Source organism: Pantoea sp. E956-1, assembly GCF_982223955.1.
In genome coordinates this window covers 1-4,749 of the sequence record NZ_CEUYZP010000020.1, presented here as the reverse complement: position 1 = coordinate 4,749, position 4,749 = coordinate 1, and the positions used below count along the sequence as shown (strand labels likewise).

Genomic DNA, 4,749 nt, shown 5'->3' with positions numbered 1-4,749 from the left:
TAACGAACCTGGACGGCTCGGCCTTTTACGGCTCCAGGAATTTCTCTTCCTTCCCATTCAATCCACTCTCCATCACCCCGCTCCTGCTGCTCCAGTATGGGGAGTGCAATCTCAAGGGCTTGCAGGTGGTATCCACTGGTCAATGCCAGATGACCTTCTTTTTCCAGCGATTTGAAAACGCTGATGAACTCTCTGCACTTCTCAGCGGTTAACTTGTTCATTGGTGACTCCTTTCTTCCTGCTCAAACTCAGCATCAACAATCGTGTCGTGTGCCTCACGCGCCAGCATGTCGATAGCGTGCAGGCGGTCCCGGAATTGCTCGGGCGTCAGGTCGCGCTTCTTAGCCAATTCGATGATTGCCAGCGTCATGTTGCGTGCTTGACGCATCAGCGGTGGTGTGATGACCAGTTGAGTTACCTGTGTCATGCTGCCCTCCCGGTCGATGTCCACTTTCCTGATGCAAACATAAGTGCGTAGCGAACGTGAGCCTGAGCGCTCCGCATGTGCAGGTCTTCCAGCTTGCTGAGATCGATGAATACCGGTCCTCTGTACTGTGGCCGGTCTGCGCAGAGATATGCTGCAATCACTTCTGAATCTTCGTAGGTTAAATTCATACGTCAGCCCCTTTGTTGTAGCGGCGTGATTGTTGCTGGGTTTGCTCAGGGCGAGCGCGGCATAGTTTTGCTGCGGCTTCCTGATCCGTTGGCTGGAAGTGTCCGTTGTTGAAAGCCTGATAAACGGTTCCGAGCTGTCCAAAGCGGTTCTTGGTGACGATGATTTCTGCATAGTTCGCAGCAGGTGATTCCTCGTCATAGACGGCTTCGCGGTAGAGCATGATGATGCTGTCGGCGTCCTGCTCAATGCTGCCGGAGTCGCGCAGGTCGGCGTTGGTCGGGCGCCGCTGACCTTTCGGGCGCTTCTCAACATCTCGGGATAGCTGGCTGAGTGACATAACCGGCGTCTTCAGGTCTTTTGCAATGCGCTTCAGGCTTCCTGAGATGTGTGCAATAGCGAGGTCGTTACGTTCAGCTTTTGGCTTATCAATCAGCCCGAGGTAATCCACCAGGATGAGTGACAACGCCGGGTTATTGCGCTTGTGGCGTTCTGCAATGGCGCGGATTTGCTCAACGTTCATCTTGCTGGCATCGACAATCCACACATCCAGCTCTAACAGGCGTCCAAGTCCGTTTGTTACCTTCGCCCAGCCTTCATCGTTCATCTTTGCAGGGTTGCGTAGCGCTGAAACTGGCAGGTTTCCCGCACCGGCTATCTGCCGCTCAACGACCTGATTAGCGTCCATCTCCATGCTGAAAATCAGCACCCCGCGTTTCTGATTGCTGCCCGGTAGTTTCTGCCGGCCGACACCTTCAGCTACGGTAAGCGCAAATTCCGTTTTACCCATGCCAGGGCGCGCAGCAACGATGACCAGGTCGACGGAGTTGATGCCACCGGTGATATGGTCAAGCTCAGGAATGCCTGTCTTCAGTGTGTCGGACTCTTCACCCTGACGAACGCGCTTCTCAAGCAGCTCCTGATATCCATCCAGAACGTCACGGATATGCATCGGCCTGATCTCATCACCAGGTCGGTCGATATCGGTGAGTGATGCCATGAACTGGCTGATAGCGGTGAGAGCAATCTCGTGGTTACCGGCTGAAGTGATTTCACGCTTGCCAGCGTCCATAAGCTCAGTGAACCGGCGCACCTTGTGATAGTCGGCCACCACGCGGGCATAGCCTTTCAGGTTTGCTGCTGAAGGGCATTTGCGCATGGTCTCCATGACGTGACCGAAATACTCGTCACCCATGGCTTCGGCAACCATCATGCCGTCAATCAGGCTGCGTTGTTTCGCCTGGCGCTTAATCTCGCCAAATGCGCGGCGGTACAGGTCTACGCTAAATGCGCTTTCATCCAGTGTTGAGATGACGTCACTGGCATCCGGCGTGTATCCGCCAATCAGCAGGCCGCCAATCACGCTGGCTTCGATATCGGTATTAATCATGCTGGCTCCTTGTGGTCTGCAAACTTGCCTTCCCTGACGCCGGTCAGCGTTGTTTCACGCAGGAGATAATCCAGATCTGCTGACCAGCCAGATTCATTTGCTCCGAAGTAAAACGGCTTGGCCTGGCAGACGAATGCGCGAACGTAAGACCGGAACCCGGCAACGTTTGGGGTTTTGAGCTGAGGGATAAGTTTTTTCAGGCGGCGCTGACGCTGGGTGTTGGCTGATACAGCGTGTGGAAGTTTTTCACCAACCTCCTCGTTGTAGGCAACCAGGTAAGATTCGTAATCAATTCGCTCTGCCCGACGCTTTTCAGGTTTAACCTGATCACCTTCCAAGCCCCCTTTGGGGGTATGGGGGGTTTTATCTTTTAGTTCTTGTTCTAGTAACTTCTTGTTCTGTTCATCGGATGGTTTATCGGATGGTTCATCGGGTACAGCATTCAAAGCCGCGCCAGTGCTGGGTTTGTTGTTATCGGATGGTCTTTCGCGAGGTTCATCGGCTGAAATGACCTGATATTCGGCATAATTCGTGATGGTGATCACCGTGCCAAAGCGTGTCCCCTTGGTGGTGATCATCCCTTCTCTGGCGAAGAAATTAATCATTCTGGTCACCGCCTGCGGGCTCTTTTCCGTGCCATCCTGATCACGTAATTTACGGCCCATAATCGCCGCTGTGGTCACCAGTTCGCCGGGTTGAAGATTCCATTCTTTGCCAGCAAAATCTACTGTGCGTGGCCTGTAGGAAGCCTCACCGATAAGCCGAATCCACATTGCCAGCTTGGCTGTATCTTTGGCCCAGTCCTTGGACAGAAGACTCCGGAACAGTGCAAAATGCCCCTGCTTTTGGTTTTCCATCCTTGCGCTCCTGTGTTTGCGAGCTGCGTTGAAATCAAAAAGTTCAGCAGTTGACATAACTGCCCCCTTTACTGTTTACATATCCAGTTAGTCCTGGCATAATTTCCTCCAGTTATTTGTGTTCGCAAATTGCTATCAGGCGTCGAATGTTCCAGCATTCGGCGCTTTTTCTTTGGTGAGAATGCTTGCCACCTGTCTGGCTAGGTGAGCCATCTCATCATCCACAACACCCCATTCCAGCACCGCAAGAAGCATTGATAACTTGGGGATCCAGTCTCGTTTCCACCGGCTTATCTGAGCTTTATCAACCCCGATAGCTTCAGCAGCTTTCTCTGTGCCGATTAAGGCGATCTTGTTAAGCAAGGCGCTTTCAATGCGCAGTGCCTCGTTGCGTTTCTTTGCGCGTTCCATCAGTTAGTATTCCTTTTGTTGGTTAAGTAGTTACGTGACATTGCAGTGAGCATCGTCACTTGGGTTTTTCCCTGGTATTCCGAGGGAGGTCAGATTGATAAAGAGCGGAAAAACTATGCAGCCTTGTTAGGATGCGGGAACAAATCCGGGAGGTCTGGGCGAACCTGATATGCCTTAACCTTCCCTTTAGTTGCCTCTACCAGAGAAGCAACGTTTTGTGGCGCTACCTTTGCTTTGTTGTGCAGCCATTTCTGAACGGCCGCCTGACTAACGCCGCACGCTTGAGCTAATCCTTTTTGCGTGCCAACAATTGCAATGGCAGTTTTAATCACTGGGTTCATAAAACCACCTCCGTTGTAATATGAGATAAATATATAACTATGGTTGTTATTATGCAACCACTTTAGTTGTTTGATTCGATATTACTGCGGTTGTATTTTAGCGGCATGAAAATGACACTTGCTGATAGACTTAAAGTCGCTATGCGCGACGCAAACATTACTCAGGCATCACTTGCTGAGCGGATCGGCGTGTCCCAGGCTGCCATCCAAAAACTGACATCTGGTAAGGCTAAGAGCTCGACCAAGCTGGTAGAAATTGCCCGTGCGTTAGATGTAAGGCCCGAGTGGCTGTCTGACGAGAACGGCGATATGAAGTCCTCAACTCGCGTGAGTGAAATTCCGGGCAGCTATGATGTTGTGCCCGTCGACCCCTGGGATCTGAACACCCCTTTGCGCTCTGACGAAGTAGAGGTACCGTATTACAAGGATATTGAGCTGGCTGCCGGACACGGAAGCTTTGCGGAAGAGGATAACAACGGGTTTATGCTTCGTTTCTCTAAATCGACTTTGCGCAAGGTGGGCGCTGACTCCAGCGGAGATGGCGTAATATGCTTCCCTGCATACGGCAACAGTATGGAGCCGATCATCCCGAGCGGAACTACCGTTGCAGTGGACTGCCACAATAAAAAGATTATCGATGGCAAGCTCTACGCTATCAATCAGGATGGCCTGAAGCGTATAAAGCAACTCTATCGAAGGCCCGGTGGCATGATCGTTGTCAGAAGCTTTAACCGCGACGAATATGCAGATGAAGAAATGCCAGAGAACAAGGTCGAGGTGATGGGCCGCGTCTTCTGGTGGTCAGTTCTGGACGTGTAACCCCTCCAACTAACCCGCTACGGCGGGTTTTTTATTACCCTTCTATTTTTTTCAAAACTATTTTCCCTTCTGAAACAACCACAAAACAACCATATTGATATTTATTACAACCATAGTTGTTGACATAATTACAACCATGGTTTTAAATACATCCATCAGCAGGACGCTGGGGCAACAAGAAACGGATATCAGCTCTTTAACAATATGACCCTGTGAATACACAGGCCGAGGCGAGTGCTTCGGGATTGGATGAATGCGCAGGCTGATGCGCACCGGGATCGCAACGTAAGTCGCAGCGGCGCAGTGATAGATGGTATG

8 protein-coding genes are annotated in these 4,749 nt (G+C 51.4%); 1 reads left to right on the top strand and 7 read right to left on the bottom strand.

All coding sequences use genetic code 11. From position 1 onward, the window contains the following. From AC0T7J_RS24895 to AC0T7J_RS24870, 6 genes are all read right to left on the bottom strand, one after another. Positions 1-221, bottom strand: a 221-nt coding sequence (locus AC0T7J_RS24895; RefSeq protein ID WP_473798342.1) for a hypothetical protein, incomplete at its 3' end; no start/stop codon positions are given. Continuing rightward, positions 218-427 (bottom strand): hypothetical protein, encoded by a 210-nt coding sequence (locus tag AC0T7J_RS24890; RefSeq protein WP_473798339.1) that lies wholly within the window; start codon positions 425-427, stop codon positions 218-220. The genes AC0T7J_RS24895 and AC0T7J_RS24890, both read right to left, overlap by 4 nt. 184 nt (positions 428-611) lie before the next feature. After that, the gene (locus tag AC0T7J_RS24885; protein ID WP_473798345.1) at positions 612-2,000 is read right to left on the bottom strand and encodes a replicative DNA helicase; all 1,389 of its coding nucleotides are present in this window, start codon (positions 1,998-2,000) and stop codon (positions 612-614) included. After that, entirely contained in the window at positions 2,000-2,860 is an 861-nt protein-coding gene (locus AC0T7J_RS24880) for a replication protein (RefSeq protein WP_473798336.1), read from the bottom strand. The genes AC0T7J_RS24885 and AC0T7J_RS24880 overlap by 1 nt, the downstream gene beginning before the upstream one ends. Before the next feature lie 135 nt (positions 2,861-2,995). After that, a complete protein-coding gene (locus tag AC0T7J_RS24875; protein WP_473798333.1) occupies positions 2,996-3,271 on the bottom strand; it encodes a CII family transcriptional regulator in 276 nt (91 codons plus the stop codon). 113 nt (positions 3,272-3,384) lie between these two features. Next, positions 3,385-3,612 carry a transcriptional regulator gene (locus tag AC0T7J_RS24870; RefSeq protein ID WP_191942471.1) on the bottom strand — a complete coding sequence of 76 codons (228 nt, stop codon included), beginning with the start codon at positions 3,610-3,612 and terminating at the stop codon, positions 3,385-3,387. Positions 3,613-3,717: 105 nt separating this feature from the next. Here AC0T7J_RS24870 and AC0T7J_RS24865 point away from each other — a divergent pair, with 105 nt between their 5' ends. After that, on the top strand, positions 3,718-4,431 hold the full coding sequence (locus AC0T7J_RS24865; protein WP_192034089.1) for an XRE family transcriptional regulator: 714 nt from the start codon (positions 3,718-3,720) through the stop codon (positions 4,429-4,431). Positions 4,432-4,488: 57 nt separating this feature from the next. Here AC0T7J_RS24865 and AC0T7J_RS24860 read toward each other — a convergent pair. After that, on the bottom strand, positions 4,489-4,749 hold a 261-nt coding region (locus AC0T7J_RS24860; protein WP_473798328.1), incomplete at its 5' end, for a hypothetical protein.

Bases quoted from the DNA above. Each gene is read 5' to 3' on its own strand.
- AC0T7J_RS24890 (WP_473798339.1), bottom strand. From the start codon at position 427: ATGACACAGGTAACTCAACTGGTCATCACACCACCGCTGATGCGTCAA.
- AC0T7J_RS24880 (WP_473798336.1), bottom strand. From the start codon at position 2,860: ATGGAAAACCAAAAGCAGGGGCATTTTGCACTGTTCCGGAGTCTTCTG.
- AC0T7J_RS24875 (WP_473798333.1), bottom strand. From the start codon at position 3,271: ATGGAACGCGCAAAGAAACGCAACGAGGCACTGCGCATTGAAAGCGCC.
- AC0T7J_RS24870 (WP_191942471.1), bottom strand. From the start codon at position 3,612: ATGAACCCAGTGATTAAAACTGCCATTGCAATTGTTGGCACGCAAAAA.
- AC0T7J_RS24865 (WP_192034089.1), top strand. From the start codon at position 3,718: ATGAAAATGACACTTGCTGATAGACTTAAAGTCGCTATGCGCGACGCA.